23 protein-coding genes are annotated in these 25,434 nt (G+C 70.4%); 18 read left to right on the forward strand and 5 right to left on the reverse strand.

Going from position 1 to position 25,434, the window contains the following annotated elements; genetic code table 11:
• Positions 1-41: 41 nt before the first annotated feature.
• Entirely contained in the window at positions 42-1,697 is a 1,656-nt protein-coding gene (locus IE136_RS10355) for an AbeC-like domain-containing protein (protein WP_189600173.1), read from the reverse strand.
• A gap of 192 nt (positions 1,698-1,889) precedes the next feature.
• A complete protein-coding gene (locus tag IE136_RS10360; protein ID WP_189600174.1) occupies positions 1,890-4,097 on the reverse strand; it encodes an elongation factor G-like protein EF-G2 in 2,208 nt (735 codons plus the stop codon).
• 264 nt (positions 4,098-4,361) lie between these two features.
• Between IE136_RS10360 and pgsA the strand changes: the two genes are divergently transcribed.
• From pgsA to IE136_RS10395, 7 genes are all read left to right on the forward strand, one after another.
• Positions 4,362-5,039, forward strand: a complete 678-nt coding sequence (gene pgsA / locus IE136_RS10365; RefSeq protein ID WP_158985494.1) for a phosphatidylinositol phosphate synthase — start codon at positions 4,362-4,364, stop codon at positions 5,037-5,039.
• Positions 5,036-5,950 carry a phosphatidylinositol mannoside acyltransferase gene (locus IE136_RS10370; RefSeq protein WP_189600175.1) on the forward strand — a complete coding sequence of 305 codons (915 nt, stop codon included), beginning with the start codon at positions 5,036-5,038 and terminating at the stop codon, positions 5,948-5,950. The genes pgsA and IE136_RS10370 overlap by 4 nt, the downstream gene beginning before the upstream one ends.
• Positions 5,947-7,107, forward strand: a complete 1,161-nt coding sequence (locus IE136_RS10375) for a glycosyltransferase family 4 protein (protein WP_158985490.1) — start codon at positions 5,947-5,949, stop codon at positions 7,105-7,107. Before IE136_RS10370 ends, IE136_RS10375 begins: the two co-directional genes overlap by 4 nt.
• Positions 7,108-7,300: 193 nt before the next feature.
• A complete protein-coding gene (locus IE136_RS10380) occupies positions 7,301-7,843 on the forward strand; it encodes a LemA family protein (protein ID WP_158985488.1) in 543 nt (180 codons plus the stop codon).
• 115 nt (positions 7,844-7,958) lie between these two features.
• Positions 7,959-8,882, forward strand: coding sequence for a pyridoxal 5'-phosphate synthase lyase subunit PdxS (gene pdxS, locus IE136_RS10385; RefSeq protein WP_158985486.1), 924 nt, complete (start codon positions 7,959-7,961; stop codon positions 8,880-8,882).
• A 3-nt stretch (positions 8,883-8,885) separates the two neighbouring features.
• A complete protein-coding gene (pdxT, locus tag IE136_RS10390; RefSeq protein WP_158985484.1) occupies positions 8,886-9,479 on the forward strand; it encodes a pyridoxal 5'-phosphate synthase glutaminase subunit PdxT in 594 nt (197 codons plus the stop codon).
• A 62-nt stretch (positions 9,480-9,541) separates the two neighbouring features.
• On the forward strand, positions 9,542-10,294 hold the full coding sequence (locus IE136_RS10395; RefSeq protein WP_158985482.1) for a YebC/PmpR family DNA-binding transcriptional regulator: 753 nt from the start codon (positions 9,542-9,544) through the stop codon (positions 10,292-10,294).
• 205 nt (positions 10,295-10,499) lie between these two features.
• On the opposite strand, the gene IE136_RS10400 is transcribed toward IE136_RS10395, so the two are convergent.
• Positions 10,500-10,802 (reverse strand): hypothetical protein, encoded by a 303-nt coding sequence (locus IE136_RS10400; RefSeq protein WP_189600176.1) that lies wholly within the window; start codon positions 10,800-10,802, stop codon positions 10,500-10,502.
• A 223-nt stretch (positions 10,803-11,025) separates the two neighbouring features.
• On the opposite strand from IE136_RS10400, the gene ruvC reads away from it, so the two are divergent.
• The 8 genes from ruvC (at position 11,026) to IE136_RS10440 (ending at position 20,229) form a co-directional block, all read left to right on the forward strand.
• The gene (gene ruvC, locus IE136_RS10405) at positions 11,026-11,556 is read left to right on the forward strand and encodes a crossover junction endodeoxyribonuclease RuvC (protein WP_189600177.1); all 531 of its coding nucleotides are present in this window, start codon (positions 11,026-11,028) and stop codon (positions 11,554-11,556) included.
• Entirely contained in the window at positions 11,553-12,185 is a 633-nt protein-coding gene (ruvA, locus tag IE136_RS10410; protein ID WP_158985478.1) for a Holliday junction branch migration protein RuvA, read from the forward strand. Before ruvC ends, ruvA begins: the two co-directional genes overlap by 4 nt.
• Before the next feature lie 51 nt (positions 12,186-12,236).
• Positions 12,237-13,316 (forward strand): Holliday junction branch migration DNA helicase RuvB, encoded by a 1,080-nt coding sequence (ruvB, locus tag IE136_RS10415; RefSeq protein WP_158985476.1) that lies wholly within the window; start codon positions 12,237-12,239, stop codon positions 13,314-13,316.
• A gap of 165 nt (positions 13,317-13,481) precedes the next feature.
• On the forward strand, positions 13,482-13,952 hold the full coding sequence (gene yajC, locus IE136_RS10420) for a preprotein translocase subunit YajC (RefSeq protein ID WP_189600178.1): 471 nt from the start codon (positions 13,482-13,484) through the stop codon (positions 13,950-13,952).
• Positions 13,953-14,097: 145 nt separating this feature from the next.
• A complete protein-coding gene (secD, locus tag IE136_RS10425; protein WP_189600179.1) occupies positions 14,098-15,894 on the forward strand; it encodes a protein translocase subunit SecD in 1,797 nt (598 codons plus the stop codon).
• A gap of 1 nt (position 15,895) precedes the next feature.
• Entirely contained in the window at positions 15,896-16,990 is a 1,095-nt protein-coding gene (gene secF, locus IE136_RS10430) for a protein translocase subunit SecF (RefSeq protein ID WP_189600180.1), read from the forward strand.
• Entirely contained in the window at positions 16,987-17,538 is a 552-nt protein-coding gene (locus IE136_RS10435; protein ID WP_158985463.1) for an adenine phosphoribosyltransferase, read from the forward strand. The genes secF and IE136_RS10435 overlap by 4 nt, the downstream gene beginning before the upstream one ends.
• Before the next feature lie 210 nt (positions 17,539-17,748).
• Positions 17,749-20,229, forward strand: a complete 2,481-nt coding sequence (locus IE136_RS10440) for a RelA/SpoT family protein (protein ID WP_158985461.1) — start codon at positions 17,749-17,751, stop codon at positions 20,227-20,229.
• An 87-nt stretch (positions 20,230-20,316) separates the two neighbouring features.
• Here the strand turns inward: IE136_RS10440 and IE136_RS10445 are convergent, their stop codons facing one another.
• A complete protein-coding gene (locus IE136_RS10445; RefSeq protein WP_158985459.1) occupies positions 20,317-21,546 on the reverse strand; it encodes a DUF349 domain-containing protein in 1,230 nt (409 codons plus the stop codon).
• Between the two features lie 163 nt (positions 21,547-21,709).
• Entirely contained in the window at positions 21,710-22,495 is a 786-nt protein-coding gene (locus IE136_RS10450) for a peptidylprolyl isomerase (RefSeq protein WP_158985457.1), read from the reverse strand.
• 152 nt (positions 22,496-22,647) lie between these two features.
• On the opposite strand from IE136_RS10450, the gene IE136_RS10455 reads away from it, so the two are divergent.
• The 3 genes from IE136_RS10455 to IE136_RS10465 all read left to right on the forward strand — a co-directional run bounded on the left by IE136_RS10455 (position 22,648) and on the right by IE136_RS10465 (position 25,389).
• Positions 22,648-23,355 carry an MBL fold metallo-hydrolase gene (locus IE136_RS10455; RefSeq protein ID WP_158985455.1) on the forward strand — a complete coding sequence of 236 codons (708 nt, stop codon included), beginning with the start codon at positions 22,648-22,650 and terminating at the stop codon, positions 23,353-23,355.
• 10 nt (positions 23,356-23,365) lie between these two features.
• Positions 23,366-24,628, forward strand: coding sequence for a histidine--tRNA ligase (gene hisS, locus IE136_RS10460; RefSeq protein WP_158985453.1), 1,263 nt, complete (start codon positions 23,366-23,368; stop codon positions 24,626-24,628).
• 134 nt (positions 24,629-24,762) lie between these two features.
• Positions 24,763-25,389 (forward strand): vitamin K epoxide reductase family protein, encoded by a 627-nt coding sequence (locus tag IE136_RS10465; protein WP_158985451.1) that lies wholly within the window; start codon positions 24,763-24,765, stop codon positions 25,387-25,389.
• Positions 25,390-25,434: the final 45 nt, after the last annotated feature.

A 25,434-nucleotide genomic window follows, 5' to 3' on the forward strand; every position in this document is an offset into this window, starting at 1 on the left:
TGCCAGGCGTCGCGGGCCAGGCGGGACTTCACGGACACGGCCTAAGCGTCGTAGACGTCGGCCTTCTTCGGGCCCGGGTCCTGGATGGTGCCGCTCAGGATCAGCGAGCGGCTGGTGAAGCGCTCCGTGTCCACGCCGTGATCGTCGAGCACCGCGATCGTCGCGGCGTGGACCGCGCGCATCACGGGAGTCGCGGTACGGATGGCGTCGTCGGCCATGAAACGGTGGCGCCAGGGCTGCGCGGCCCAGGCGTGCCGCAGACCGAAAGGCTCGGGCAGGACCAGCTTGCCGCCGAGGAAGTCCAGGACAGGCGGGAACCAGGTCAGGGGGGCGCGCACCGCGAGTCGGACCACCTCGTCGGTCTCGACGAGCGGCAGCTTGATCTCCCGGGTCTCCCAGAAGCGGACCGTCTTGGAGACCTCCTTCGTCTTCGCCTTGGGCTTGGTGGTGAAGAGCGAGTGGACCGGGCCCAGCGCGTGTCCGGTGACCTCCACGCGCAGGGTGTGCAGCAGCGAGGTCACCGTGATCATCATGGTGAGCACGAGCTGGCCGTCCCAGAGCGTGAACTGCACCCCCAGATAGTGGCGGTTTCCGGCACCGAACTGCTGGTCGTTGCAGATGCGCTGTATCTCGTGCGGCTTGACCTGGTAGTGGACGATGTTGTCGCCCTCGGGGCGGGCGACCTCGTCGGCGCCCTCGCCGACGGGGGAGACGATCCAGTGCTTGACGGTCGGCTTGGGGAAACCGGTCTTGAGCGAGCCCCGCTCCAGGAGCGTGAGCTGGTCGTGGATCTTCCGGACGATGTCCCAGGCGCGGAAGTCGTGGATCTCCCGGCCCTCCTGCGGGACCAGCTCCTCGGCCAGCGTCCAGCTGCCCCAGCGCGTGCCCATGCCCAGTATTCCCTTGGGGCCCGCGTAGAAGACGACGTTGGAATGCTGCTCGGCGGTGAGCTTCTCCAGGTTCTGGCGGAGGTCCTCGGCCGCCTTCTCGGTCGGGTCCTGGGGCACCGCCTCGGGGATCTTGGCCCCGATCCCGCCCCCGCTGAGCAGGGCCTCCCAGCGCGTGCGCAGGTCCTGCGCGGTGGACTCACAGATGCGCTTGGCGAGGAACCAGCCGATGACCGGGGCCACGATCATGGCGCGGAGGTAAACCGCCGGCAGGCCGGTGAACGGCAGCTTGAACAGCATGAGCAGGGCGAGGATGCCGGCTCCCACGAGAAGGCCCGTCCCCAGCGCGCTGGTGCGCTTGTTCTCCGTGCCGGCGACCATGCGGCGCAGCTGGATGACGCCGAGCCAGAGCAGCAGCCCGGGCAGGAAGACGATGCCGAAGACGAGGGTGACCAGGGTCAGCCTGATGTCACGCTGCTTGCGGATGCGCGTGGCGGCCAGGCAGTGCTCGACCACGGGCTGGGGTTCGGTGCCGAAGGACTGGATGAGCGGCTTGCGGGCGCCGCCGAGCATCCGTACCTGCACCGCCCGCGAGAAGGCCTCGCCGAGGTCGGGCCGGAAGAGCTTCCACCTGGCGTCGGTGACCTTGGACTTGTGCCATTCGTTGTTGGCGTCCAGGATCGCTTCGACGGGGCCGTCGCGGTACGCGGCCGAGGCGAGGGCATGCGTCGCCGCCGTCTGCCCGTCCGAGCCCTGGAGGGGAATCTGCGCCCCGGGTCCGAAACTGCCGATCGTCACTGATGCCCCCATCGCCGCGTGCCCGCGTGGTTCACCGCGTATCCCTCTGCGGCCTGTTCCCAACTACCGCGCCCTGCACACCTTCTGAGCTGGGACACCACAGCGTAGCCGGGTACCGGCGGATGCGTCACGGGTCGGCCGAATGACGCCCCTGGAAGGGGAGTTGAGGGGGCGTCATTCGGCCATCGACTCAAGGGGTCGTACTTATGACCCTTTTTCTGCCTGTTCGCGGATCTTGTCCGCGAGGTGCGGAGGCATGGCCTCGTGGCGGGCGTACGTGCGGTCGAAACGCCCGGTCCCGTGCGAGACGGAGCGCAGATCGACCGCGTACCGGTCGATCTCGATCTCCGGAACCTCGGCCCGGACCACGGTCCGGCCGGGCCCCGCCTGGTCGGTGCCGACGACCCGGCCGCGCCGCCCGGAGAGATCGCTCATCACCGGTCCCACGTACTCGTCGGGCACGAGGACCTGGACCTCGTCGACCGGCTCCAGGAGCTGGATGCTCGCCAAGGCCGCGGCCTCGCGCAGCGCCAGTGCGCCCGCCGTCTGGAATGCGGCGTCGGAGGAGTCGACCGAGTGGGCCTTGCCGTCGCGCAGGGTGACCCGCACGTCCACCAGCGGGTAGCCGGCGGCGACTCCGCGCGCGGCCTGGGCCCGTACCCCCTTCTCGACGGAGGGGATGAACTGGCGCGGCACGGCGCCGCCCACCACCTTGTCGACGAACTCGACCCCGCTGCCCGGCGGCAGCGGTTCGACGTCGATCTCGCAGATCGCGAACTGGCCGTGGCCACCGGACTGTTTGACGTGCCGACCGCGTCCGGCCGAGGGGCCGGCGAAGGTCTCGCGGAGCGGCACCTTGTGCGGGACCGCGTCGACCTGGACGCCGTACCGGTTGCGCAGCCGCTCCAGGGCCACCTCCCGGTGGGCCTCGCCGAGGCACCACAGAACCACCTGGCGAGTGTCCTGGTTCTGCTCCAGGCGCATGGTCGGGTCCTCGGCGACGAGCCGGGCCAGACCTTGGGAGAGCCGGTCCTCGTCGGCCTTGCTGTGGGCCTCGATCGCGAGCGGGAGGAGGGGGTCGGGCATCGTCCACGGCTCCATGAGGAGCGGATCGTCCTTGGACGACAGCGTGTCACCGGTCTCGGCGCGGCCCAGTTTGGCGACACAGGCGAGGTCGCCCGCGACGCACCGGCCGAGCGGGCGCTGCTGCTTGCCGAAGGGGGAGGTCAGCGCGCCGACCCGCTCGTCGACATCGTGGTCCTCGTGCCCGCGGTCGGCGAGCCCGTGGCCCGAGACGTGGACGGTCTCGTCGGGGCGCAGGGTGCCGGAGAAGACGCGGACCAGCGAGATCCGGCCGACGTAGGGGTCGGAGGCGGTCTTGACGACCTCGGCGACCAGCGGGCCCTCCGGGTCGCAGGTGAGCGGCGGACGCGGTACGCCGTCGGGCGTGGTGACGGCGGGAGCCTCGCGCTCCAGCGGGGTCGGGAAGCCGCGGGTGATCAGCTCAAGCAGTTCGACCGTCCCCAGACCCTGCTTGCCGCCCTCGGTGGCGGGCGCCGCGGCGAGGACCGGATGGAAGGTGCCGCGGGCGACGGCCTTCTCCAGGTCGTCGATCAGCGTCTTGACGTCGATCTCCTCGCCGCCGAGGTAGCGGTCCATGAGGGTCTCGTCCTCGCTCTCGGCGATGATCCCCTCGATGAGCCGGCCGCGGGCCTCCGAAATGAGCGCCTTCTGGCCGTCGTCCGGCGCGGCCTCCTGACGGACGCCCGAGGAGTAGTCGAAGATCCGCTCCGAGAGCAGCCCGACCAGGCCCGTCACCGGTGCGTGCCCGTCCGGGGCCTCGGGGCCGAGGACCGGCAGATAGAGCGGGAGCACGGCGTCGGGATCGTCGCCGCCGAAGATCTCGCCGCAGACGCGGGTGAGTTCGGCGAAGTCGGTGCGGGCGGTGTCCAGGTGCGTCACGACGATGGCGCGGGGCATGCCGACGGCGGCGCACTCCTCCCACACCATGCGCGTCGAACCGGCGACGGCGTCGGCCTCCTGGGCCGCCGAGACCACGAAAAGGGCCGCGTCCGCCGCGCGCAGACCGGCCCTGAGCTCCCCGACGAAGTCCGCGTATCCAGGGGTGTCGAGGAGATTGATCTTGTACCCGTCCCATTCGAGCGGGACGAGGGAGAGCTGTACGGAACGCTGCTGGCGGTGCTCGATCTCGTCGTGGTCGGAGATCGTCCCGCCGTCCTCGACGCGGCCCGCCCGGTTGACCGCCCCCGCGGTCAACGCGAGCGCCTCGACGAGCGTCGTCTTCCCCGAGCCGCTGTGGCCGACCAGCACCACGTTCCGTATGTCCGCGGGCCGGTCGGCCGTCGGAGCCCTGCCGGCGGCCCCGGAGTGTGCGTTCGCCTTGTCGCCCATGGTGTTCCTCCCGATCGCTTGCACCGTTGAACCTGCACGGTGCGGCGGGGCGCGGGCGCGGGGAGTGGGCGCGGCGTGCTTCGCGTGCGGCTCCGGCGGTGCCCGCGGTCGTTCTTCGAGCTTTGCACCGTCCTCATGGTGCGTCCATACGTCGTACGCGACGCGGCGGGGCGGGTGCCCGACGGTACGGCCCGGTGGCCCTGGCTACGATGGGCGAGCCGGTGGTCGTAGGGGCCGCGCGGCCCACCGAACCTCGGGAAGGCCATGCTGAACAAGTACGCGCGTGCATTTTTTACGCGTGTCCTCACACCGTTCGCCGCGTTTCTGCTCCGCCGGGGTGTCAGCCCCGACGCGGTGACGCTCATCGGCACGGCCGGAGTGATGGCGGGTGCCCTGGTCTTCTTCCCCAGGGGGGAGTTCTTCTGGGGCACGATCGTCATCACCCTCTTCGTCTTCTCCGACCTCGTCGACGGCAACATGGCCCGGCAGGCCGGGATCTCCAGCCGCTGGGGCGCGTTCCTCGACTCGACCCTCGACCGGGTCGCCGACGGCGCCGTCTTCGGTGGCTTCGCGCTCTGGTACGCGGGCACGGGCGACAACGACGTCCTGTGCGCCGTCTCCATCTTCTGCCTGGCCAGCGGCCAGGTCGTGTCGTACACCAAGGCGCGCGGCGAATCGATCGGCCTGCCGGTCGCGGTCAACGGTCTGGTGGAACGCGCCGAGCGACTGGTGATCTCGCTCGTCGCCGCGGGCCTCGCCGGGCTCCACGCCTTCGGTGTGCCGGGGATCGACGTCCTGCTGCCGATCGCCCTGTGGATCGTGGCGGTGGGCTCCGCGGTGACGCTGGGGCAGCGCGTGGTCACGGTACGACGGGAGTCGGCGGAGGCGGACGCGGCGACGTCGGACGGAAACGCCGCACGGGGGAACGAGACCACGTCATGAGCGGGACGAGCGGGTTCAAGGACAAGCTGGCCGACGGGCTGTACGGGCTCGGCTGGACGACGGTCAAGAAGCTCCCCGAGCCGGTCGCGGCGGGCCTCGGCCGGAAGATCGCCGACATCGCGTGGAAGCGGCGCGGCAAGAGCGTGCTGCGCCTGGAGTCCAACCTCGCGCGCGTGGTACCGGACGCCACGCCCGAGCGGCTCGCGGAGCTGTCGCGGGCCGGCATGCGCTCGTACATGCGGTACTGGATGGAGTCCTTCCGCCTGCCCGCCTGGAGCAGCGAACGGGTCGAGAGCGGCGTCGACATCAAGGACGTCCACCACCTGAAGGACGGACTCGCCTCGGGACGCGGCGTCATCGTCGCCCTGCCGCACCTGGCCAACTGGGACCTCGCCGGCGTGTGGGTGACCCGCTCGCTGGGCGTGCCCTTCACCACGGTCGCCGAGCGGCTCAAGCCGGAGACCCTCTTCGACCGTTTCGTCGCCTACCGCGAGTCCCTCGGCATGGAGGTCCTGCCGCACACCGGGGGCGCCGCCTTCGGCACGCTCGCCCGGCGCCTGCGGGCCGGCGGCCTGATCTGCCTCGTCGCCGACCGCGACCTCTCGGCCTCCGGCACCGAGGTCACCTTCTTCGGCGAGACGGCACGCATGCCCGGCGGACCGGCGATGCTCGCCCAGCAGACGGGCGCGCTGCTGCTGCCCGCGACGCTCTGGTACGACGACACCCCTGTGATGAAGGGCCGTATCCACGCGCCCGTCGACGTACCCGAGTCGGGTACCCGGGCCGAGAAGACGTCCGTCATGACACAGGCGCTGGCCGACGTCTTCGCCACCGGCATCACGGACCACCCGGAGGACTGGCACATGCTCCAGCGACTGTGGCTCGCCGACCTCGAGGAGCGGCAGTCTTGAGAATCGGCATCGTCTGCCCGTACTCCTGGGACGTACCGGGCGGCGTCCAGTTCCACATCCGCGACCTCGCCGAGCATCTGATCCGGCTCGGGCACGAGGTGTCCGTCCTCGCCCCGGCGGACGACGAGACGCCCCTGCCGCCGTACGTCGTCTCGGCCGGGCGCGCCGTTCCGGTGCCGTACAACGGCTCCGTGGCGCGGCTGAACTTCGGCTTCCTCTCGGCGGCACGGGTACGGCGCTGGCTCCACGACGGCACCTTCGACGTGATCCACATCCACGAGCCGGCCTCGCCCTCACTGGGGCTCCTCAGCTGCTGGGCGGCGCAGGGGCCGATCGTCGCCACCTTCCACACCTCCAACCCGCGCTCGCGAGCCATGATCGCCGCGTACCCGATCCTGCAGCCCGCGCTGGAGAAGATCAGCGCGCGGATCGCCGTGAGCGAGTACGCCCGCCGGACGCTCGTCGAGCATCTGGGCGGCGACGCGGTCGTCATCCCCAACGGCGTCGACGTGGACTTCTTCGCGCGCGCCGAGCCGAAGGCGGAGTGGCAGGGGCAGACCCTCGGCTTCATCGGACGGATCGACGAACCCCGCAAGGGGCTCCCGGTGTTGGTGAGGGCCCTGCCGAGGATTCTCGCGGAGCGGCCGGAGACGCGGCTCGTCGTCGCCGGGCGCGGCGACGAGGAGGAGGCGGTGGCCTCGCTGCCGCGCGAGATGCGGTCGCGGGTCGAGTTCCTCGGCATGGTCAGCGACGAGGACAAGGCACGGCTGCTGCGCAGCGTCGACGTGTACGTGGCGCCCAACACGGGCGGCGAGAGCTTCGGGATCATCCTCGTCGAGGCGATGTCCGCGGGCGCGCCGGTCCTCGCCTCCGACCTGGACGCCTTCGCCCAGGTCCTGGACCAGGGCGGGGCGGGCGAGCTCTTCGCCAACGAGGACGCGGACGCCCTGGCCGACGCGGCGATCCGTCTCCTGGGGGACGAGCCGCGCCGCAAGGAGCTGCGGGCGCGGGGGAGCGCGCATGTGCGGCGCTTCGACTGGGCGACGGTGGGGGCGGACATCCTGGCGGTGTACGAGACGGTGACGGACGGCGCGGCCTCGGTGGCGACGGACGAACGCACGGGCCTGCGGGCCCGGTTCGGGCTGGCGCGGGAGTAGGCGTCGGGTTCTCGGGGCCCGGTTCCACCCGGGGGTGGGTCCGGGGGCCCGTGGCCTGCGGCGCGCGGTGTCCTGCCGCGCCGCACCGCGCTGCGCGCGAGTTCCGGGCGCCTGACGTCCAAACGCCCCCCCACTCGGGCCCCGGCCCCCGTTCCGTCGGGGACCGGGGGCGCCCCCGGTAGCCTGTGCGCCCGTGACACAAACCCTGATCTGGACCGTCGTCGCGCTCATCGCGATCGGCCTGTACCTCAGCTGGACCGCCGGCCGGCTCGACCGCCTGCACGCGCGGATCGACGCCGCCCGCGCCGCACTCGACGCCCAGTTGCTGCGACGGGCCTCGGTCGCCCAGGAGTTGGCCACGTCCGGAGTGCTCGACCCCGCCGCCTCGATCGTGCTCTACCAGGCGGCCCACGCCGCCCGGCAGGCCGAGGAGGAGCAGCGCGAGGTCATCGAGAGCGAGCTGAGCCAGGCCCTGCGCGCCGTGTTCGGCGAGCCCGAGCAGGTCGAGGCCGTCCAGCAGGCCCCCGGCGGCGAGGAGGCGGCCGGTGAGCTCGCCGCGGCCGTGCGCAGGGTCCCGATGGCCCGCCGGTTCCACAACGACGCCGTGCGCGCCGCGCGGGCGCTGCGCCGCCACCGCACCGTGCGCTGGTTCCGGCTGGCCGGCCACGCCCCGTTCCCGCTGGCCTTCGAAATGGACGACGAGCCGCCCGTCGCCCTTGCCGATCGCCCCGCTTGATCCCCGTCACCTGGGAAAACGATCCACCGGCTCCGCATTGGCCCTTGATGTGGACCCCGGGTGGCCTGTTTCCTCACTGGTGTCTCCACACCGCTTTTCACGAGTGAGGTCCCCCGTGTCCACCACGCTTCCCCACAGCAACCAGTCCGACGACTCCTCGGCGATCGGCACCTCCCGCGTCAAGCGCGGCATGGCCGAGCAGCTCAAGGGCGGCGTGATCATGGACGTGGTCAACGCCGAGCAGGCGAAGATCGCCGAGGACGCCGGCGCCGTCGCCGTCATGGCCCTGGAGCGGGTCCCCGCCGACATCCGCAAGGACGGCGGCGTGGCCCGTATGTCCGACCCGAACATGATCGAGGAGATCATCGGGGCGGTCTCCATCCCCGTCATGGCCAAGTCCCGCATCGGCCACTTCGTCGAGGCCCAGGTCCTGCAGTCCCTCGGTGTCGACTACATCGACGAGTCCGAGGTCCTCACCCCGGCCGACGAGGTCAACCACTCCGACAAGTGGGCCTTCACCACCCCCTTCGTCTGTGGCGCCACCAACCTGGGTGAGGCCCTGCGCCGGATCGCCGAGGGCGCGGCCATGATCCGCTCCAAGGGCGAGGCCGGCACCGGCAACGTCGTCGAGGCCGTCCGCCACCTGCGCCAGATCAAGAACGAGATCGCCAGGCTGCGCGGCTACGACAACAACGAGCTCTTCGCCGCCGCCAAGGAGCTGCGCGCCCCGTACGAGCTGGTCAAGGAGGTCGCCGAGCTCGGCAAGCTGCCGGTCGTGCTGTTCTCCGCCGGTGGTGTCGCCACCCCCGCCGACGCCGCGCTGATGCGCCAGCTCGGCGCCGAGGGCGTCTTCGTCGGTTCCGGCATCTTCAAGTCGGGCGACCCGGCCAAGCGCGCCGCCGCCATCGTGAAGGCCACCACCTTCTACGACGACCCGAAGATCATCGCGGACGCCTCCCGCAACCTCGGCGAGGCCATGGTCGGCATCAACTGCGACACCCTGCCCGAGGCCGAGCGCTACGCGAACCGAGGCTGGTAACACATGAGCACGACCCCCGTGATCGGCGTCCTCGCTCTGCAGGGCGACGTCCGGGAGCACCTGATCGCCCTGGCCGCGGCCGACGCCGTGGCCAGGCCGGTCCGGCGCCCCGAGGAGCTCGCCGAGGTCGACGGCCTCGTCGTACCCGGCGGTGAGTCCACCACCATCTCCAAGCTGGCCACGCTCTTCGGCCTGATGGAGCCGCTGCGCGAGCGCATCGCCGCGGGGATGCCCGTCTACGGCACCTGCGCCGGCCTGATCATGCTCGCCGACAAGATCCTCGACCCGCGCTCGGGTCAGGAGACCTTCGGCGGCATCGACATGATCGTCCGCCGCAACGCCTTCGGCCGGCAGAACGAGTCCTTCGAGGCCGGTGTCACCGTCCGCGGCGTCGAGGACGGCCCCGTCGAGGGCGTCTTCATCCGCGCGCCGTGGGTCGAGTCCGTCGGTGCGGAGGTGGAGGTCCTCGCCGAGCACGAGGGTCACATCGTCGCCGTACGGCAGGGCCGGGCGCTCGCGACCTCGTTCCACCCCGAGCTCACCGGTGACCACCGACTGCACGCCCTGTTCGTCGACATGGTGCGCGCGGGCCGGTGACGTGATCCCGGTAGGATCTCTGGGGTTCGTTCAGAAATGGGTTACGCGAAGGAGACAGGCAGATGTCCGGCCACTCTAAATGGGCTACGACGAAGCACAAGAAGGCCGTGATCGACGCCAAGCGCGGCAAGCTCTTCGCGAAGCTGATCAAGAACATCGAGGTCGCGGCCCGCACGGGCGGCGCCGACCTGGACGGTAACCCGACGCTGTTCGACGCCGTGCAGAAGGCGAAGAAGAGCTCGGTCCCGAACAAGAACATCGACTCGGCGATCAAGCGCGGCGGCGGCCTCGAGGCCGGCGGCGTCGACTACGAGACGATCATGTACGAGGGCTACGGCCCGAACGGTGTCGCGGTGCTCATCGAGTGCCTGACCGACAACCGCAACCGCGCCGCCTCCGACGTCCGCGTCGCCATGACCCGCAACGGCGGCTCCATGGCCGACCCGGGCTCGGTCTCGTACCTGTTCAACCGCAAGGGCGTCATCGTGCTGCCCAAGGGCGAGCTGACCGAGGACGACGTCCTCGGCGCGGTCCTCGACGCGGGCGCCGAGGAGGTCAACGACCTCGGCGAGAGCTTCGAGGTCATCAGCGAGGCCACCGACATGGTCGCGGTCCGCACCGCCCTCCAGGAGGCCGGCATCGACTACGACTCCGCCGACTCCAACTTCGTCCCGACCATGCAGGTCGAGCTCGACGAAGAGGGCGCGCGCAAGATCTTCAAGCTGATCGACGCGCTCGAGGACAGCGACGACGTGCAGAACGTCTTCGCCAACTTCGACGTCAGCGACGAGGTCATGGAGAAGGTCGACGCCTGACGAAGGCGCTGCACCGCTGAGAGAACTGGCCGGACCGACGGATACTCCGTCGGTCCGGCCAGTTTCTGTCGGACCCGTTCCGAGCCGGCTGTCTCCGCGGACCAGAGCCCTGTGGCCCCAACGAGCAGCGGCCCGCCGGAAGGCCGGCGGGCCGCTCTCTTCGGATCCCGGCTGCGTCAGGAATCAGCGGGATGCGGGATCAGACTTAGTCGATTCGCTTGAAGTCGCCGGTGTTCTTGACGCTGCCCGACGCGCCGCCCTTGGCGGTGACCTTCTTCATCCTGCTCGTGCTGCCGTCCTGCCACCAGATGTTGATCGAGGACTCATACGAGCAGGTGTTGCGGTAGTACACCGTGGTGGTGGTCCAGCCCTCGGCCCAGGACCAGCTGAAGCAGCCGGTCTTTCCGCGGTGGATCTCCGAGGAAGCCGCCTGGGCGGGCGAGCTGAGGCCGACCGTGGCGAGCGCGAGCGCGGCGCCCGTGATGCCGATCTTGAACATGCGACGCATGTATCCCCCTGCTGAGTTGTGTTGTTGAGATTCGAATTACTCGAACGTTTGCACGTCGGTCAAACGTGCGAACGTCCATGATCATAGAGACTGTCGATCACAGCGGCAAGGCAGATGGCGCAGCCCCCGCTCGCTGCCCGTCGGGCCGCGGGGGAGCGTGGCCGGCCGTGGTGTCAGCGGCAGCCGGTAGCCTTCAGGCGATTACCGAAGGGATGGAGGAGCTGTGCGTGTCTTGGGTGTCGATCCCGGACTGACGCGGTGCGGCGTGGGAGTCGTCGACGGCGTGGCCGGACGCTCTCTGACCATGCTCGGCGTCGGAGTCGTGCGCACCCCCGCGGACGATCAGATCGGCGCGCGGCTCGTCCTCATCGAACAGGGCATCGAGGCCTGGATCGACGAGTACCAACCCGAAATGGTGGCCGTGGAGCGGGTGTTCAGCCAGCACAATGTGCGGACGGTGATGGGCACCGCGCAAGCCAGCGCCGTCGCCATGCTCTGCGCCTCCCGGCGCGGCATCCCCGTCGCCCTGCACACCCCCAGCGAGGTCAAGGCCGCCGTCACCGGCAGTGGCCGCGCCGACAAGGCGCAGGTCGGAGCCATGGTGACCCGCCTGCTGCGGCTCTCCGCGCCGCCCAAGCCGGCCGACGCCGCCGACGCGCTCGCCCTGGCCATCTGCCACATCTGGCGGGCCCCCGCACAGAACCGCCTCCAACAGGCCGTCGCCCTTCACGCTTCGAAAGGCCGTACCCGATGATCGCCTTCGTCAGCGGCCCGGTGGCCGCCCTCGCCCCCACCACGGCCGTGATCGAGGTGGGCGGAGTCGGCATGGCCGTCCAGTGCACACCCACCACCCTGTCCGCCCTGAGGATCGGTCAGGAGGCCCGCCTGGCCACGTCTTTGGTGGTGCGCGAGGACTCGCTGACCCTGTACGGCTTCGCGGACGACGACGAGCGGCAGGTCTTCGAACTGCTGCAGACCGCCAGTGGTGTCGGCCCGCGCCTCGCCCAGGCCATGCTCGGCGTGCACAGCCCCGACGCCCTGCGCCTCGCCGTCTCCACCGGTGACGAGAAGGCGCTGACCGCCGTCCCCGGCATCGGCAAGAAGGGCGCCCAGAAACTCCTCCTCGAACTGAAGGACAAGCTGGGCTCACCGCTCGGCACGAGCGGCCTCGTCGGCGCCCAGCGCGCGGCCGCCTCCGGCCCGGCGCCGTGGACGGAGCAGCTGTCCGCCGCGCTCATCGGCCTCGGCTACGCGAGCCGCGAGGCGGAGGACGCCGTCGCCGCGGTCACCCCGCAGGCCGAGGCGGCCATCGCCGAGTCCGGATCGGCCCCCGTTCCGCAGCTGCTGCGCGCCGCGCTCCAGACGCTCAACCGCGCCCGGTAGCGGACCGCGCAGACCACCGCACCAGACCGAGAAGACCGAGAAGGCAGAGACGTGAACTGGGACGACGAGACGGCACCCGCAGCCGAGGAGCGGATCGTCGGCACCTCGGCCGAGGGCGACGACCAGGCCGTCGAAGCGGCGCTGCGCCCCAAGGACCTCAGCGAGTTCGTCGGCCAGGAGAAGGTCCGCCAGCAGCTCGACCTGGTCCTCAGGGCCGCCCGGCAGCGCGGCGCCACCGCCGACCACGTCCTGCTCTCCGGCGCCCCCGGCCTCGGCAAGACCACCCTCTCGATGATCATCGCGGCGGAGATGAACGCCCCGATCCGGATCACCTCGGGCCCCGCAATCCAGCACGCCGGCGACCTCGCCGCGATCCTCTCCTCCCTCCAGGAGGGCGAGATCCTCTTCCTCGACGAGATCCACCGGATGTCCCGGCCCGCCGAGGAGATGCTCTACATGGCGATGGAGGACTTCCGCGTCGACGTGATCGTCGGCAAGGGCCCCGGCGCCACCGCCATCCCTCTGGAACTGCCGCCCTTCACCCTGGTCGGAGCCACCACCCGGGCCGGACTCCTGCCTCCGCCACTGCGCGACCGCTTCGGCTTCACCGGGCACATGGAGTTCTACGAGCCCGCCGAGCTCGAGCGCGTGATCCACCGCTCCGCCGGACTCCTCGACGTCGAGATCGACACCGCGGGCGCCGCCGAGATCGCCGGCCGCTCCCGTGGCACGCCCCGCATCGCCAACCGCCTCCTGCGGCGCGTCCGGGACTACGCCCAGGTCAGGGCCGACGGCGTGATCACCCGGGAGATCGCCGTCGCGGCCCTCAGTGTGTACGAGGTGGACAGCCGCGGCCTCGACCGGCTCGACAGGGCCGTCCTCCAGGCCCTGCTCAAGCTCTTCGGCGGCGGACCGGTCGGCCTGTCCACGCTCGCGGTCGCGGTCGGCGAGGAGCGCGAGACCGTCGAGGAGGTCGCCGAACCCTTCCTCGTCCGCGAGGGTCTGCTCGCCCGCACACCACGTGGCCGGGTCGCCACTCCGGCGGCATGGACGCATCTCGGACTCGTTCCGCCGCAGGCAGCGGGCCCGGAGCGGCCAGGAAGCGGACAACAAGGGCTCTTCGGGGCGTGACGGCGCGGAGACTCGCCGGTCGAGGAACCGGGGTGCGATGCTGGACGTTGTTCCATCGATGCGGACTCGCCTAGACTCCGCCGATGCCGACCTTTCTGGTCGGCACGCCCACCCCCGAAGATCAGGCCGCGGGTTCTCCGCGTCCGTGCGAAGGAAACCCGTCCCGTGAGTATCGTGACCCTCCTCCCCTTCATCGTCCTCATCGGGGCCATGTTCCTGATGACCCGCTCTGCGAAGAAGAAGCAGCAGGCGGCCGCCCAGATGCGTAACGAGATGCAGCCCGGAACCGGCGTACGGACGATCGGGGGGATGTACGCCACCGTCAAGGAGGTCGGCGACGAGACCGTCCTCCTCGAGGTCGCGCCCGGCGTGCACGCCGTCTACGCCAAGAACGCGATCGGTGCGGTCCTCGAGGACGCCGAGTACAACCGGATCGTCCACGGCGACGACGCGGACGCCGCTGTCGTGCCCGACGACGCCTCCTCGCTGACCCAGTCGGTCGAGGACGGAGATGAGGACGCCGTGGAGGTCTCGGGGGAGGCCAAGCCCGACCTGACCAAGAAGGTGGACACGGCCCAGGCCGACACCGAGGTCAAGAAGGACGGCAAGGCCGACGGCGAGGCGGACGCGAAGTAGTCGCGACCGGGGACCGCGAGGACGCCCACCGGCGTCCGCGGTCCCCCGGCACGGTTCCACGTCTGCGGGGGCAGGTCCCCACACACATTTCGTGGCCGTACGCGCACACCCGGCGCGGAACGGTTGGACAGGGAGAAACGACAAGGTGGCAGCACCGAAGAAGGGCCGAAGGCCGGCGGGGGGACAGGGGAGGCCGGGGCGTGCCCTGGCTCTGATCCTGATCGCCATGGTCGCGCTCACGGGCGGGATGTTCTGGTCCGGTCACACCACGCCGCGTCTCGGCATCGACCTCGCGGGCGGTACGTCGATCACGCTCAAGGCCAAGGCGGAGCCGGGCAAGGAAGACGCCGTCAACGAGACCAACATGAACACCGCGGTCGGCATCATCGACCGCCGTGTCAATGGTCTCGGCGTCTCCGAGGCCGAGGTCCAGACCCAGGGCCGCGAGAACATCATCGTCAACATCCCCCGAGGGGTGGACGAGAAGCAGGCGCGTGAGCAGGTCGGTACGACCGCTCAGCTGTACTTCCGACCGGTACTGACCTGGGCCCCCAGCACGCCGACGCCGTCCGGCAGCCCCACGCCGTCCGGGTCCGCGAAGCCGTCCGCCGGCTCCTCCGCGAGCCCGTCGGCCGAGGCCACGAAGCAGGGCGGCCAGGGCACCACGGCCTCTCCCTCCGCGAGCGCCACCACGCAGGGCCGTGCCGTCAGCGACGCCCTGAGGAAGGCGCCCAGCCCCGGCGCCACCACCCCCGGCGGCACCGCCTCTCCGGACGCGAAGTCCCCGAACCCCACGGGGGCGCCCACGCCTCCGGCCGACCCGGCCACGGCGAAGCTGGAGCAGCAGTTCGCGGCGCTGGACTGCACCCCCAAGGCCGAGAAGTCCGGCGACAAGAAGGCTGTGCCCAACCCGGCCCGCACCGTTCCGCCGGAGCAGCCGACCGTCGCGTGCGGCACCGAGGGTGACGCCAAGTACATCCTCGGCCCGGCCGAGGTCAGCGGCAAGGACGTCGATGACGCCCAGGGCGTCTTCGACCAGCAGCGCGGCATGTGGATCGTCAACATGGAGTTCACGGACGAGGGCTCCAAGAAGTTCCAGAAGATCACCAGCAAGCTGTCGACGCAGCAGGAGCCGCAGAACCAGTTCGCGATCGTCCTGGACGGCGAGGTCGTCTCGGCCCCGTCGGTGCGCACCACACTGAGCGCCAACGCCGAGATCTCCGGCAACTTCACCCAGAAGTCCGCGCAGGACCTGGGCAACATCCTGTCCTACGGCGCCCTGCCGCTCTCCTTCGACACCCAGAGCGTCGACACCGTCACCGCCGCCCTCGGCGGTGAGCAGCTGGAAGCCGGCCTGATCGCCGGTGGCATCGGTCTGGCCCTGGTCGTCCTCTACCTGGTGGTCTACTACCGCGGCCTGTCGCTGATCGCTCTGCTCAGCCTCGCGGCCTCGGCGCTCCTCACGTACGTGATCATGTCCCTGCTCGGCCCGGCCATCGGCTTCGCGCTGAACCTGCCGGCCGTCTGCGGCGCCATCGTCGCCATCGGTATCACCGCGGACTCGTTCATCGTCTACTTCGAACGCATCCGCGACGAGGTCCGCGAGGGACGCACGCTTCGCCCCGCGGTCGAGCGCGCCTGGCCGCGTGCCCGCCGCACGATCCTGGTCTCCGACTTCGTGTCGTTCCTCGCCGCCGCGGTGCTGTTCGCCGTCACCGTCGGCAAGGTCCAGGGCTTCGCGTTCACGCTCGGCCTGACCACCCTGCTCGACGTGGTCGTGGTGTTCCTCTTCACCAAGCCGCTCATGACGCTGCTCGCCCGCACCGAGTTCTTCGGTGAAGGCCACGCGTGGTCCGGGCTGGACCCGAAGCGGCTCGGCGCCAAGCCGCCGCTGCGCCGTTCCCGCCGTGTCTCCGCCCCCGTCGACCCGAAGGAGGCGTGAGATGTCGAAGCTCGGCGATCTCGGCGCCCGGCTCCACCGAGGTGAGGTCGGCTACGACTTCATCAAGAACCGCAAGATCTGGTACGGCCTGTCCATCCTGATCACCATCACGGCCATCGTCGGCCTGGCGGTGCGCGGACTGAACATGGGCATCGAGTTCCAGGGCGGCGCCCTCTTCACCACACCGAAGACATCCGTCTCGGTCACCGACGCCCGTCACTACGCGGAGGAGGCCTCCGGCCACGACGCGATCGTGCAGGAGGTCGGCAACGACACCCTGCGCATCCAGATCGGCGGCCTCGACACCGAGCAGTCCGACAAGGTCCGCTCGCAGCTCGCCAAGGACCTGAAGGTCGAGGAGAGCAAGATCGCGGCGGAGCTCGTCGGCCCCAGCTGGGGTGAGCAGATCGCCAACAAGGCTTGGACGGGCCTCGGGATCTTCATGATCCTGGTGGTGATCTATCTGGCCATCGCCTTCGAATGGAGAATGGCGGTCGCGGCGCTCATCGCCCTGATCCACGACCTCACGATCACCGTCGGCATCTACTCCCTGGTGGGCTTCGAGGTCACGGTCGGTACGGTGATCGGTCTGCTGACCATCCTCGGTTACTCCCTCTACGACACGGTGGTCGTCTTCGACTCCCTCAAGGAGGGGACGAAGGGGATCACCAAGCAGACACGCTGGACGTACAGCGAGATCGCCAACCGGTCGATCAACGGCACCCTGGTCCGTTCGATCAACACCACGGTCGTGGCGCTGCTGCCGGTCGCCGGTCTGCTGTTCATCGGTGGCGGTGTCCTCGGCGCCGGCATGCTGAACGACATCTCGCTGTCGCTGTTCGTCGGCCTCGCCGCCGGTGCGTACTCCTCGATCTTCATCGCCACCCCGCTCGTCGCCGACCTCAAGGAGCGCGAGCCGGCGATGAAGGCGCTCAGGAAGCGGATCGCCACCAAGCGCGCCGCCGCGGCGGCCAAGGGCGAGTCCCTGGACGCCGACGAGAGCGTGGACGGCGACGACGGCTTCGCTGACGAGGCGGAGACCGCGGTCGTCGGCCAGCGCGGCCGTCGCGGCCGCGCCGCGGAGCCCCGCGGATGACGGCGGAGGCACAGGACACAGCCGGTCTGCTCCTCAGCCGGATCCGAGACGTCCCCGACTATCCGAAGCCCGGAGTGCTGTTCAAGGACATCACCCCGCTGCTCGCGGACCCGGTGGCCTTCACGGCGCTGACCGACACCCTCGCCGCACTGTGCGTCACGCACGGCGCGACGAAGATCGTCGGCCTGGAGGCGCGCGGCTTCATCCTCGCCGCTCCGGTGGCCGTCCGCGCGGGCCTTGGATTCATCCCGGTCCGCAAGGCCGGCAAGCTGCCAGGCGCGACGCTGAAGCAGGCGTACGAGCTGGAGTACGGCACCGCCGAGATCGAGGTGCACGCCGAGGATCTGCTCCCGGGCGACCGGGTCATGGTCATCGACGACGTCCTCGCCACCGGTGGCACCGCCGAGGCATCGCTGGAGCTCATCCGGCGGGCCGGCGCGGAGGTCGCGGGGGTAGCGGTCCTCATGGAGCTCGGCTTCCTCGCCGGGCGGGCCCGGCTGGAGCCCGCCCTGCGCGGTGCCCCGCTGGAGGCGCTGATCACGGTCTGACACCGCACCGGCCCACCGCCGTGCGGAGCGGGGCGCCCCGGGGAATCCCCGGGGCGCCCCGTCCGTTCTCCCGGTATGTCCCGGAACGGGGCCCCTCCCGCGCGTGGTGCCGGTCTCACGGGCCGCACGCGTGAGCACACGGGCTCCCGGGTCGATACCATGGCCTTTCCGGGGCCTGACCGGGGGACCGGAACCGCACGAGGAGCGCTCTTGCCAGACGAGGCCCAGCCACTCTCCGCCGCGCAGCCCGACCCGCAGGCGAAGAACGCCGCGGCGGGACCCGCCACGCCCCAGAACGAGTCTGCGGAGAGCAGGCCCACGCCCGTGGCACCCGCCCCGGCACCGGCCGCCTCCACCGCCAAGCCCGCGCCCGCCCCCGTGGCCCGCTCCGCCGGCTCCTCGTCGTCCAACCGCGTCCGCGCCCGCCTCGCCCGGCTGGGCGTCCAGCGCTCCTCGCCGTACAACCCGGTCCTCGAACCGCTGCTGCGGATCGTCCGCTCCAACGACCCGAAGATCGAGACCGCGACGCTCCGCCAGATCGAGCGGGCCTACCAGGTCGCCGAGCGCTGGCACCGCGGACAGAAGCGCAAGAGCGGTGACCCGTACATCACGCACCCGCTCGCCGTCACCACGATCCTCGCCGAGCTCGGCATGGACCCGGCGACGCTCATGGCCGGACTCCTCCACGACACCGTCGAGGACACCGAGTACGGCCTGGACACCCTGCGCCGCGACTTCGGCGACCAGGTGGCGCTGCTCGTCGACGGTGTAACCAAGCTCGACAAGGTCAAGTTCGGCGAGGCCGCGCAGGCCGAGACCGTGCGCAAGATGGTCGTGGCCATGGCCAAGGACCCGCGCGTCCTGGTCATCAAGCTCGCCGACCGCCTGCACAACATGCGCACCATGCGCTACCTCAAGCGGGAGAAGCAGGAGAAGAAGGCCCGCGAGACCCTCGAGATCTACGCGCCCCTGGCCCACCGCCTGGGCATGAACACCATCAAGTGGGAGCTGGAGGACCTCGCTTTCGCGATCCTCTACCCCAAGATGTACGACGAGATCGTCCGGCTCGTCGCCGAGCGCGCGCCCAAGCGCGACGAGTACCTCGCCATAGTGACCGACGAGGTCCAGTCCGATCTGCGCGCCGCCCGCATCAAGGCCACCGTGACCGGCCGCCCCAAGCACTACTACAGCGTCTACCAGAAGATGATCGTCCGCGGCCGTGACTTCGCGGAGATCTACGACCTGGTCGGCATCCGTGTCCTCGTCGACACCGTCCGCGACTGCTACGCGGCGCTCGGCACCGTCCACGCGCGATGGAACCCGGTCCCCGGCCGGTTCAAGGACTACATCGCGATGCCGAAGTTCAACATGTACCAGTCGCTGCACACGACGGTCATCGGCCCCAACGGCAAGCCCGTCGAGCTGCAGATCCGCACCTTCGACATGCACCGCCGGGCCGAGTACGGCATCGCCGCGCACTGGAAGTACAAGCAGGAGGCCGTCGCCGGCGCCTCCAAGGTCCGCGCCGACGTCCCGAAGAGGACCGGCAAGGACGACCACCTCAACGACATGGCGTGGCTGCGCCAGCTCCTCGACTGGCAGAAGGAGACCGAGGACCCCAGCGAGTTCCTCGAGTCGCTCCGCTTCGACCTGTCGCGCAACGAGGTCTTCGTCTTCACCCCCAAGGGTGACGTCATAGCGCTGCCCGCCGGCGCCACCCCCGTCGACTTCTCCTACGCCGTCCACACCGAGGTCGGCCACCGCACCATAGGGGCCCGGGTCAACGGGCGGCTGGTGCCGCTCGAGTCGACCCTCGACAACGGAGACCTGGTCGAGGTCTTCACCTCCAAGGCCCCGGGCGCCGGCCCATCCCGCGACTGGCTCGGCTTCGTCAAGTCCCCGCGGGCCCGCAACAAGATCCGCGCCTGGTTCTCCAAGGAGCGCCGCGACGAGGCGATCGAGCAGGGCAAGGACGCCATCGCACGGGCCATGCGCAAGCAGAACCTGCCGATCCAGCGGATCCTGACCGGCGACTCGCTCGTCACGCTCGCCCACGAGATGCGCTACAGCGACATCTCCTCGCTGTACGCGGCGATCGGCGAGGGCCATGTCACGGCCCAGTCCATCGTCCAGAAGCTCGTCCAGGCCCTCGGCGGCGAAGAGGCCGCCAACGAGGACCTCGTCGAGACGGCCCCGCCCTCGCGCGGCCGCGCCAAGCGCCGCTCCAGCGCCGACCCCGGTGTTGTCGTCAAGGGCGTCGAGGACGTCTGGGTCAAGCTGGCCCGCTGCTGCACCCCCGTACCGGGCGATCCGATCATCGGCTTCGTCACGCGCGGCAGCGGGGTGTCGGTCCACCGCAGCGACTGCGTCAACGTCGACTCGCTCTCCCGCGAGCCCGAGCGCATCCTCGAGGTCGAGTGGGCGCCCACCCAGTCCTCGGTCTTCCTGGTCGCCATCCAGGTCGAGGCGCTGGACCGCTCCCGGCTGCTCTCCGACGTCACCAGGGTCCTCTCGGACCAGCACGTCAACATCCTGTCGGCGGCCGTCCAGACCTCCCGCGACCGGGTGGCCACCTCGCGCTTCACCTTCGAGATGGGCGACCCGAAGCACCTCGGGCACGTCCTGAAGGCCGTACGAGGCGTCGAGGGCGTCTACGACGTCTACCGCGTCACCTCGGCCCGCAGGCCGTGACAGAGCACAGCGCGTAAGAAGGGGCCCCGGTACCTGTGAGGTACCGGGGCCCCTTTCCGTACGTACGGGTGGCGCTCAGCCTGCCGTTCAGCCGCCGAACTCCTCCAGGCCCTTCAGCGCCTGGTCGAGGAGCGCCTGGCGGCCCTCCAGCTCACGCGCCAGCTTGTCGGCCTTGGCGTCGTTGCCCGCCGCGCGGGCCGCGTCGATCTGCTTCTGCAGCTTGTCGACCGCGTCCTGCAGCTGACCCGTGAGACCCGCGGCACGTGCGCGCGCCTCCGGGTTCGTCCGGCGCCACTCCGACTCCTCGGCCTCCTGGATCGCCCGCTCCACGGCGTGCATCCGGCCCTCGACCTTCGGCCGGGCGTCGCGCGGTACGTGGCCGATGGCCTCCCAGCGCTCGTTGAGGGAGCGGAAGGCCGCACGGGCCGCCTTCAGATCCTTCACCGGCACCAGCTTCTCGGCCTCGGTGGCGAGCTCCTCCTTCAGCTTGAGGTTCTCGGTCTGCTCCGCGTCCCGCTCGGCGAAGACCTCGCTCCGCGCCGCGAAGAAGACGTCCTGGGCACCGCGGAAGCGGTTCCACAGCTCGTCCTCGTGCTCGCGCTGGGCGCGGCCCACGGCCTTCCACTCCGCCATCAGATCCCGGTAGCGGGCCGCCGTGGCCCCCCAGTCGGTGGAGTTCGAGAGCGACTCGGCCTCCGCGACCAGCTTCTCCTTCGCCTTCCGGGCGTCCTCGCGCTGGGCGTCCAGCGAGGCGAAGTGCGCCTTGCGGCGCTTGGAGAACGCCGAGCGGGCGTGCGAGAAGCGGTGCCACAGCTCGTCGTCGGACTTCCGGTCGAGCCGGGGCAGGCCCTTCCAGATGTCCACGAGCGCGCGCAGCCGCTCGCCGGCGGCCCGCCACTGCTCGCTCTGCGCCAGCTCCTCGGCCTCCTTGACCAGCGCCTCCTTGGCGCCGCGCGCCTCGTCGGTCTGCTTGGCCTTCTGGGCCTTGCGCTCCTCACGGCGCGACTCCACCGTCTCGACCAGCTTGTCGAGACGCGCGGTCAGCGCGGCGAGGTCACCCACGGCGTGGTGCTCGTCGACCTGCTGCCGGATGTGGCCGATCGCGGCCATGGCGTCCTTGGCCGAGAGGTCGGTCGTCTTCACCCGCTTCTCGAGGAGGCCGATCTCGACCACCAAGCCGTCGTACTTGCGCTCGAAGTAGGCCAGTGCCTCCTCGGGAGTGCCGGCCTGCCACGATCCGACGACCTTCTCGCCCTCGGCAGTACGCACGTACACGGTGCCCGTCTCGTCGACGCGGCCCCACGGGTCGCTGCTCACAGCGCCTCCTCCACATGATGCCGACGAGGGGGTTGTGCCCCCTGGGCATCGTCCACAGATTTCCGGAGCGGGCAGCGCCCGCCCTCCACAACGCCAATCTAGGCGAACCGCCGCCCGGCTGTCCGCACTCAGCGCGACCGAAATCGACCGGCCGGGCCCCGGGTCACCGCTTGACGACCGTGGCCTTCTCGATGGTGACGACCTTCTTCGGCGCGCCGTCCGTGGCGCCGCCCTCGACCCCGGCCTTCGCGACGTCCTGGACGGCCTTCAGACCAGCCGCGTCCATCTTCCCGAAGGGGGTGTAGGTCGGCGGCAGCTTGGTGTCCTTGTACACGAGGAAGAACTGGCTGCCGCCCGTGCCCGGCTGGCCGGTGTTGGCCATCGCGACCGTGCCGGCCGGGAAGGTCACCGAACCGTCCTTGCCCGCCTTGCCCAGGGCGGTCAGGTTCTCGTCCGGGATGTTGTACCCGGGCCCGCCGGTGCCGTCCCCCTTCGGGTCACCGCACTGGAGGACGAAGATGCCCTGGGTGGTGAGCCGGTGACACTTGGTCCCGTCGAAGTACTTCTTGTCCGCGAGGTGCTTGAAGGAGTTCACCGTCCGCGGGGTCTTCGCCGCGTCCATCGCGAGGGAGATGTCGCCCTCGTTCGTCTTGAGGGACATCGTGTACGTGGCGTTCTTGTCGATCGCCATCGCCGGCTCCGGCGTCGACGATCCGCTCGCCGAGGGCGTCGGGGTGTCGCCCGCCGCGTCGTCGCTGCCCTTCTTGCCGCCGTCGGTCAGCGAGACCGACGCGTACACCGCGCCTCCCGCGGCGAGCACGACGGCCAGCGAGGCGGCGATGACGGTGTTGCGACGCCTGGCCTTCTGCCGCGCCTCCTGCCGCCGCTGCTGCTGGCGCACGTACTTCTCCCTGGCGAGCTGCCGCCGCCGCTGATCGCTGCTGACCACCGGTTCTGCTCCTTGTCCCTCGTCTGTCGCTGTCCTGGCCGGACGTGCCCGTACCGTATACGGGTTGGCTGTGGAATACGCAGCGCCGGTAGGCTCTGATCTGCCGCTTCCGCTCCGTCGCACCCCGTGCCGGACGACATTTAAGGACGATCGTGCTGATTGCCGGGTTCCCCGCCGGGGCCTGGGGGACCAACTGCTATCTGGTCGCCCCCGCCGCAGGCGAGGAGTGCGTGATCATCGACCCGGGCCACCAGGCCGCCCAGGGAGTCGAGGAGACGCTTCTGAAGCATCGGCTCAAGCCCGTCGCGGTGGTCCTCACCCATGGCCACATCGACCACGTCGCCTCCGTCGTCCCGGTCTGCGGCGCCCATGACGTACCCGCGTGGATCCACCCCGCCGACCGGTACATGATGAGCGACCCGGAGAAGGCGCTCGGCCGCTCCATCGGGATGCCCCTCATGGGTGAACTGACCGTGGGCGAGCCGGACGACGTGCACGAGCTCACCGACGGCGCGCGGCTGGATCTCGCCGGACTGCAGTTCTCCGTCGCGCACGCGCCCGGTCATACCAAGGGGTCGGTGACCTTCCAGATGCCGCAGACCACGGAGGTCCCCTCCGTGTTCTTCTCCGGGGATCTGCTCTTCGCCGGCTCCATCGGACGCACCGACCTGCCCGGCGGTGACATGGACGAGATGCTCGAATCGCTGGCCCGCGTGTGCCTGCCGCTCGACAACTCGACCGTGGTGCTGTCGGGGCACGGTCCCCAGACGACCATCGGCCAGGAGCGCGCCACCAATCCGTATCTGCGGCAGGTGGCCGCCGGCCTCGGGAGCGTGGACGCTCCCCGACGAGGAATGTGACGAGATCTACGTGAGCACCTTCAAGGCCCCCAAGGGCACGTACGACCTGATCCCGCCCTACTCCGCCACGTACCTGGCGGTCCGGGACGCGATCTCCGCGCCCCTGCGGAAGTCCGGCTACGGCTACGTCGAGACCCCCGGCTTCGAGGACGTGAACCTCTTCGCCCGCGGCGTCGGCGAGTCCACCGACATCGTCACCAAGGAGATGTACGCCTTCGAGACCAAGGGCGGCGACAAGCTCGCCCTGCGTCCCGAGGGGACCGCCTCCGTGCTGCGCGCGGCCCTGGAGGCCAGCCTGCACAAGCAGGGCAACCTGCCGGTGAAGCTCTGGTACTCCGGCTCGTACTACCGCTACGAGCGCCCGCAGAAGGGCCGCTACCGCCACTTCTCCCAGGTCGGCGCCGAGGCGATCGGCGCCGAGGACCCGGCGCTCGACGCCGAGCTGATCATCCTCGCCGACCAGGCGTACCGCTCGCTCGGCCTGAAGAACTTCCGCATCCTGCTGAACTCGCTCGGCGACAAGGAGTGCCGCCCCGTCTACCGCGAGGCCCTGCAGACGTTCCTGCGCGGCCTCGACCTCGACGAGGACACCCTGCGCCGGGCCGAGATCAACCCGCTGCGGGTCCTCGACGACAAGCGGGAAGCCGTGCAGAAGCAGCTGGTCGGCGCGCCGCTGCTGCGGGACTACCTGTGCGACGCGTGCAAGGCGTACCACGAGGAGGTGCGCGCGCTCATCACGGCCGCGGGCGTGGTCTTCGAGGACGACGCGAAGCTGGTGCGCGGCCTGGACTACTACACCCGGACCACCTTCGAGTTCGTCCACGACGGTCTCGGCTCGCAGTCCGCGGTGGGCGGCGGCGGACGCTACGACGGCCTCTCCGAGATGATCGGCGGCCCGGCGCTCCCGTCGGTCGGCTGGGCGCTCGGCGTGGACCGCACGGTCCTCGCCCTGGAGGCCGAGGGCGTCGAGCTGGACATCCCGGCCACCACCAGCGTCTTCGCGGTGGCCATCGGCGCGGAGGCGCGCCGCGTCCTCTTCGGCAAGGTCAGCGAGCTCCGCAAGGCCGGCGTCGCGGCGGACTTCTCCTTCGGCGGCAAGGGCCTCAAGGGCGCGATGAAGGACGCCAACCGCTCCGGGGCCCGCCTCACCGTGGTCGCGGGCGAGCGCGACCTCGCCGAGGGCGTCGTCCAGCTCAAGGACATGGAGTCCGGCGAGCAGGAGGCGGTCGCCCTGGACGCTCTGGTCGACGCGGTCCGGACGAAGCTGGCCTGACCGCCGTCACGTGCACGCGGGCCCGGACCACGGCGTGGTCCGGGCCCGTCCTTATGTCCACCGAACGGTGGACACGGTGCCGCGTGCGGCAGAATGACCGTGCCCAGAAGCCCGCGAGCGATGGATACGACGACATGACGAGTGCAGCGGTTGACCACGCGTCCGCCGAGCGGAACGGCGGCGGCGGGATCGGCGCGAGCCGGGCCTTCGCCTGGATGCTGGTGGTCACCGGCGCGGCCGGTCTGCTCGCCGCCTGGGTCATCACGATCGACAAGTTCAAGCTGCTCGAGGACCCGGACTTCACCCCGGGGTGCAGCCTCAATCCGATCGTCTCCTGCGGCAACATCATGAAGAGCGAGCAGGCCGCGGTCTTCGGCTTCCCCAACCCCATGCTCGGCCTCGTCACCTACGCCATGGTGATCGCGATCGGCGTGGCGCTCCTCGCGGGCGCCCGCTACCGCCGCTGGTACTGGCTCGGACTGAACGCCGGCACGCTCTTCGGGGTGGGCTTCTGCACCTGGCTGATGTACCAGTCGCTGTACGAGATCAACGCCCTGTGCCTGTGGTGCTGCCTCGCCTGGGTCGCCACCATCGTCATGTTCTGGTACGTGACCTCCCACAACGTCCGCAAGGGCGTCATCCCCGCCCCCGCCGGACTGCGCACCTTCTTCGACGAGTTCACCTGGGTGCTACCCGCCCTGCACATAGGGATCATCGGCATGCTGATCCTGACCCGCTGGTGGGACTTCTGGACGAGCTGACGGGAACGGGCCCGACGGCGTTGTCGGTGGCGTGACCTAGGCTTC

Origin of the sequence: Streptomyces lateritius (assembly GCF_014649715.1) — a bacterium.
GTDB lineage: Bacteria > Actinomycetota > Actinomycetes > Streptomycetales > Streptomycetaceae > Streptomyces > Streptomyces lateritius.

Coding starts and splice junctions, on each gene's coding strand:
- ruvA (WP_158985478.1), top strand. CDS start 11,553: ATGATCGCCTTCGTCAGCGGCCCGGTGGCCGCCCTCGCCCCCACCACG.
- IE136_RS10370 (WP_189600175.1), top strand. CDS start 5,036: ATGAGCGGGACGAGCGGGTTCAAGGACAAGCTGGCCGACGGGCTGTAC.
- pgsA (WP_158985494.1), top strand. CDS start 4,362: ATGCTGAACAAGTACGCGCGTGCATTTTTTACGCGTGTCCTCACACCG.
- IE136_RS10360 (WP_189600174.1), bottom strand. CDS start 4,097: ATGGGCGACAAGGCGAACGCACACTCCGGGGCCGCCGGCAGGGCTCCG.
- secF (WP_189600180.1), top strand. CDS start 15,896: ATGTCGAAGCTCGGCGATCTCGGCGCCCGGCTCCACCGAGGTGAGGTC.
- IE136_RS10435 (WP_158985463.1), top strand. CDS start 16,987: ATGACGGCGGAGGCACAGGACACAGCCGGTCTGCTCCTCAGCCGGATC.
- pdxT (WP_158985484.1), top strand. CDS start 8,886: ATGAGCACGACCCCCGTGATCGGCGTCCTCGCTCTGCAGGGCGACGTC.
- IE136_RS10395 (WP_158985482.1), top strand. CDS start 9,542: ATGTCCGGCCACTCTAAATGGGCTACGACGAAGCACAAGAAGGCCGTG.
- IE136_RS10400 (WP_189600176.1), bottom strand. CDS start 10,802: ATGCGTCGCATGTTCAAGATCGGCATCACGGGCGCCGCGCTCGCGCTC.
- IE136_RS10465 (WP_158985451.1), top strand. CDS start 24,763: ATGACGAGTGCAGCGGTTGACCACGCGTCCGCCGAGCGGAACGGCGGC.
- IE136_RS10355 (WP_189600173.1), bottom strand. CDS start 1,697: ATGGGGGCATCAGTGACGATCGGCAGTTTCGGACCCGGGGCGCAGATT.